The 5,212-nt window shown below is 42.3% G+C and carries 4 protein-coding genes and 1 pseudogene; 1 reads left to right on the top strand and 4 read right to left on the bottom strand.

The annotated features are described in order from the left end of the window. A pseudogene (locus MSA64_RS06690) lies at positions 1–1,041 on the bottom strand (hypothetical protein); the annotation flags it as partial. A gap of 12 nt (positions 1,042–1,053) precedes the next feature. Continuing rightward, positions 1,054–3,123 carry an efflux RND transporter permease subunit gene (locus tag MSA64_RS06685; RefSeq protein ID WP_277663567.1) on the bottom strand — a complete coding sequence of 690 codons (2,070 nt, stop codon included), beginning with the start codon at positions 3,121–3,123 and terminating at the stop codon, positions 1,054–1,056. Between the two features lie 247 nt (positions 3,124–3,370). On the opposite strand from MSA64_RS06685, the gene MSA64_RS06680 reads away from it, so the two are divergent. Beyond that, positions 3,371–4,000 (top strand): TetR/AcrR family transcriptional regulator, encoded by a 630-nt coding sequence (locus tag MSA64_RS06680; RefSeq protein WP_022172777.1) that lies wholly within the window; start codon positions 3,371–3,373, stop codon positions 3,998–4,000. Between the two features lie 240 nt (positions 4,001–4,240). Here the strand turns inward: MSA64_RS06680 and MSA64_RS06675 are convergent, their stop codons facing one another. Together MSA64_RS06675 and MSA64_RS06670 are read right to left on the bottom strand one after the other, a co-directional pair. Beyond that, positions 4,241–4,711 carry a hypothetical protein gene (locus MSA64_RS06675; protein WP_287891075.1) on the bottom strand — a complete coding sequence of 157 codons (471 nt, stop codon included), beginning with the start codon at positions 4,709–4,711 and terminating at the stop codon, positions 4,241–4,243. A gap of 11 nt (positions 4,712–4,722) precedes the next feature. Next, a partial coding sequence (locus tag MSA64_RS06670) for a hypothetical protein (protein WP_287891073.1) occupies positions 4,723–5,212 on the bottom strand: 490 nt, incomplete at its 5' end.

Here is a 5,212-nt window from a genome sequence, read left to right as displayed (position 1 = left end):
TTGCAAACTTCCTGCACCGCTTCCCAGACTTTCCATACCTGCTACCAGTTTATCGATACCGGAGATCAGAGTTCCTTTGCTGTTGTTCATGGTATCAATACCATCTTTTAACTGTCCCGCGCCATCATCGGCACTGTTCAGACCATCCACAAGGGTATCTGCGGAACTGTCCAGTTCCTGGATGCCTTCCTGCAGTGCACGGCTTCCTTCTACCAGTGCGGTGGAAGATTCGGTCAGTTTATCAAGGCTGTCCTGCAAGTCATCCAGATCATCGATGTCATCCAGGCCCAGTTCATTCAGTGTACCGGTAGTTGCCACGGTAGCGGTCAGTGCCAGGGAGAAATCTTCCACATCTGCAGTGATTTCCACATAATCCGGGCTTTCTTTGTCCTTGAAGGAATCCAGATCACCCAGTTTCAGGCTGTCATACAGTCCCGGAAAACCGATTCCCAGGACGATGTTATTATTTCCATCGGAGATCACTTTACCGTTGGTTACTTCTACATTCGTAAAAGTATCAGTCGGAAGGATCATTCCGGTTGCCATCATAAAAGGTGTGTAAATTGTCTCTTTCTTTCCGTTGATCTTCGCGTTCCGGGAAGAATTGTTGGTATAATCGATACGGATCTTTACTTTTCCGCTCTTTCCTGCCAGATCTGCGGCACTGATTTCCCTGCCATCCAGAAAGTATGTCATTTTTACCGATACCGGAAGTTCTTTGCTGGTTTCTCCCTGATAATAGATGTCATTGCCGTCTGCGGCCCATACCAGTTTGCCATTGCTTCCCTGGGTATAGCTTTCCTCACCCTTTACATTGGTGATATCGTTCAGTTCGCTGTTGTCCTCGAGCGTGCTTTCTTTGTCTGTATTCTTCAGCCAGTTACTGACGATCACTTTTTCTACATTTCCATTCTGGTCGGCATTGACATAGACGGTCTGTTCTTTTTCCGGAGTCGCTGCGGCAACAGTCGTTACCGGAACGGTTACTGCCAGCATTGCTGTCATACCTGTCATCATTGCCTGTACATATTTTCTCTTCATAACGATCTCCTCCTAATGTTTCCGTCTGAAATTCAGACTGGTTTTACAAATAAATCCATCAAACAGCCAGAACATAGCCGGCAGGAATAATAATACTGCACACATACTGATCAGCGCGCCTCTTGCCATCAGCAGACACAGAGAGCTGATCATATCAATCTGAGAATACATACCAACACCGAAGGTAGCGGCGAAGAAGCTGAACGCCGATACCATAACCGGTCGAATGCTGGTTTTGTGAGCGATCTGGATCGCATCTTTCTTGCTTTTACCTTCTCCGCGCTCTTTCTCGTAACGGCTGGTGATCAGGATCGCGTAATCTACGGTCGCACCCAGCTGGATCGTTCCGATAACGATGGAAGCGATGAACGGAAGTTTTGTTCCCGTCAGGAACGGGATACCCATGTTGATAAAGATCGCACCCTCGATGACCATAACCAGGATCACCGGAAGGGATATCGATTTAAATACGAAGAAAATGATAAAGAATACTGCCAGGATCGATACCGCACTGACCACTGCAAAGTCGTGGTCGGTGATCTCGATCAGATCTTTCGTGCACGGTGCTTCACCTACCAACATACCGGTCGGATCGTACTGTTTCAGGATCGTGTTGATCTCACTCAGCTGACTGTTGACCTCATCGGATGCTACCGCATATTCGTTCATGATCAGCATCAGTTCGTAGTTATCACTCTCCAGGATTTCTTTCACATTCTCCGGGATCATACTCTCCGGAAATGCCGGTCCGATGATACTTTCCAGACCAAGTACCTGTTTTACACCGTCTACCTTTTCGATATCGGCAATCATGTTGTATTTCTGTTTGGCATCCAGCTCCTTATCCAGCAGGATCATATGTGCCGCACCCATGTCGTATTCTTCCGACAGTTTTGTATTTGCCTGGACACTTGGGAGAGTATCCGGAAGGCTGGCATCCAGGTTGTAGTACACACTTGCATGTGCCTGGAAATAAGCAAACGGGATAAACAATACCACAAATAAGATTGCGAAGATCACATGGTGTTTTACCACAAAATCAGAAATCTTCGGAAAATCCGGGATCAGCTGACGATGTTTTGTTTTCTCCAGTGCATTGTCGAAAATCATGATCATGGACGGAAGTACGGTGACACAGCAGATCACACCAAATACAACGCCTTTTGTCATAACGATACCAAGGTCAAGACCCAGGGTAAAACTCATGAAACACAGGGCGATAAATCCGGCAATCGTTGTAATCGAGCTTCCGACTACTGATTTGATCGTTGCCGCAATAGCCTTTGCCATTGCCTCTTTGTGATCCTCTTCGCCTTTTTCTCTCTGTTCCTGATAGCTGTGCCACAGGAAGATCGAGTAGTCCATCGTAACACCCAGCTGAAGGACTGCACTCAGTGCTTTTGTAATGTAGGAGATCTGGCCCATGAAAATATTAGTTCCCATGTTATACAGGATCGCCATGCCGATGCTTAACAGGAAAAATACCGGGATCAGATACGATTCCATGGTCAGTGCCAGAACGATACAGGAGAGAACGACTGCGATCAGGACGTAGATTGCAACCTCGGATTCTGCCAGGTTCTTGGTGTCGGTGACGATGGCTGACATACCGCTTAAGAAGCACTGTTTGCCTGCCAGTGCACGGATGTTTTCGATGGCATCCATAGTCTCATCGGCAGAGGTCGTCGTATCGAAAATAATAAACATCAGCGTGGAATCGTCTGCATTAAAGGCCTCTCTGATGTCCTCCGGCAACATCTCCATCGGAATGCTGATATCTGCAAAACTGTCATACCAGACAACCTTGCTGACATGTTCCACATCTTCAATCTGTTCTTTTAACTTTGCCACATCTTTGTTTTCCATGCCCTCGCAGATAAACATCGAATAGGCTCCCGTTCCAAACTCATCCACCAGGATATCCTGACCCTGCATCGTCTCGATGGAATCCGGCAGATAATAAAGTACATCATAATTGACTCTTGTGTTGATATATCCAAAGACGGATGGAATCAGCAACAACAATCCGATGATAAATATCGGAATTCGAAACCTGACGATCTTCCTTCCCAGCTTCTCCATATTATATTCCTCCCTTAACTTCTCTTATCATATTTCCGCCGGTCGTTTTACTGACCTTTGGTCATTTATTGTTATACCTTAAAAATGACTCTTAGTCAATATTTATTCCGCAAAAAGTTGACTAAAAGTCATTTTGTATTTTATGCAACTTTCCGAAAATATAAAAATGACCAATTTTCATTTGACTTTTTTGTGGATATTTCCTTATAATATGGGAAACAACGACAGGAAGGGGGCTGATCCCGGTATGAGAAAAGTCGATCACAACAAACAGCAAAAAAGGGAATCCCTGCTGGATTCCGCTTTCTCTCTCTTTATAGACAATGGATTCAATAAAACTTCCATTGCAGATATTGTTAAAAATGCAGGCGTGGCAAAAGGAACGTTTTACCTTTATTTCAAAGATAAATACGATATCCGCAATCACCTGATTGCCCACAAGGCAAGCCAGGTGTTTCAGACTTCTTATCTGGCATTGCAAAAGCACACAGAAATCACGGATTTTGAAGATCAGGTGATCTTTATTATGGATGATATTTTAGATCAGCTGGCAAACAATCTGAATCTGGTACGCCTCTTATCCAAACATCTGAGCTGGGGATTTTTCAAAAACTCACTGTTCTTCACACCGAGCGAAGATACTCCATCCATTCATACTATCTATGATAGCATGCTTCAAAATGCCAATCATACCTACCACTCTCCGGAGCTTATGATGTACATGATTCTCGAACTGGTCAGTGGAACCAGCTACAATTCGATCCTTTACCAGCAGCCGGTAGGTCTTGAAGAACTCAAGCCACAGCTGCACCAGGCAGTACGCGGAATCTTCAATCAATACCGGGCAGATGAAATTACAGATATTCCTGAAACTTAAAAAATGTGGCGAAGCCCCCGTGAGGGAATCTCTTCGCCACATTTTTATATTCAAAGTATTGTCTGGACAGGAAGTCAAAAACAGCCATCACAGGGAACTTCAGCGGATGCGGTTGCCTCTTGTTCCTCTGCAATGACTGAAACCCTTACTTTTTGGAAGATAAATTGTTGGAGAGTAAGGGTATAAAACCACCTTCTCATCAGATCGATGAATTCTGATGGAAGGGGATTTTACCGAATGTTAAATTGTAATACTTCCACTGTATCCAGTTAATGATTCTGTATATCCATTATAACCCGTTACTGATGCTGTTGCTTTGGTTCTATATTTTCCCGAAGACACACCAGTAATTGTATAACTCTTTACCGTCTGCGCAACATTAGATGCCGATGCTGTTTTTGATGCTACACGCACCCATTGACTTCCATTCCATTTCTGTAATGTGTACGTTACCGTTATGGATTTGACGGTTTCGCTACATACTGTTTCAGCACGAATTCCTACCTGATTAGAGCTTATTTTTATTATAGAAGTGTAAATATTTGCAATATACAGCAAACATGGTGCTACTTCTTCCTGTGAACTTGTTGTAAAAATATCATCATTATTCATTTCTACCATTTCATATTGCTCTGTTTCACTTGCCAATACAAGACTACATTGAGCAACCACTAACATACAGCTTAATATTAATGCAATATATTTTTTCATACTGATCTCCTTTAATAATATTCAAGCCCTTTTAACAATATCATAAAATTTTCCAAATCCATGTTAGAAACAATCGAAATCGAATTATTGTCATAAATCAAATTGCAGTATAAACTATTATCCTGTGTACTTTCGTAAATACTCGTCTTAATATCTAATTCTGGTATCTCCATTTCCTTCACAAAATTGTTTTTATTCACTGCTCCATCCGATGTTTCTTCTACTTGTTTCTTTTGACTCACATATATATATGTACTATTTTCAAGTATTCTATAGCTAATAGTCCTGTATCTTTTATTATAGGTAGCATACGTTACTTTGCTATTATCATCTAGACTTGTAAGACAAATTATCGGGGCTTTTGTTTCCATTTTCAAATTCTCATATAGATCTTTTAAATTGCTTTCACCAAATACAATCTCTTCTGAATCATCAATAATCAAACTATCAGCATTTTCTTGTACATTTCCATTTATTGAATATTGATAATTTCCATTCTCA

The organism is Oliverpabstia sp., assembly GCF_022785585.1.
GTDB lineage: Bacteria > Bacillota > Clostridia > Lachnospirales > Lachnospiraceae > Oliverpabstia > Oliverpabstia intestinalis.
The sequence above is the reverse complement of the archived record's forward strand: the minus strand, read 5'-3'. Positions and strand labels throughout refer to the sequence as shown.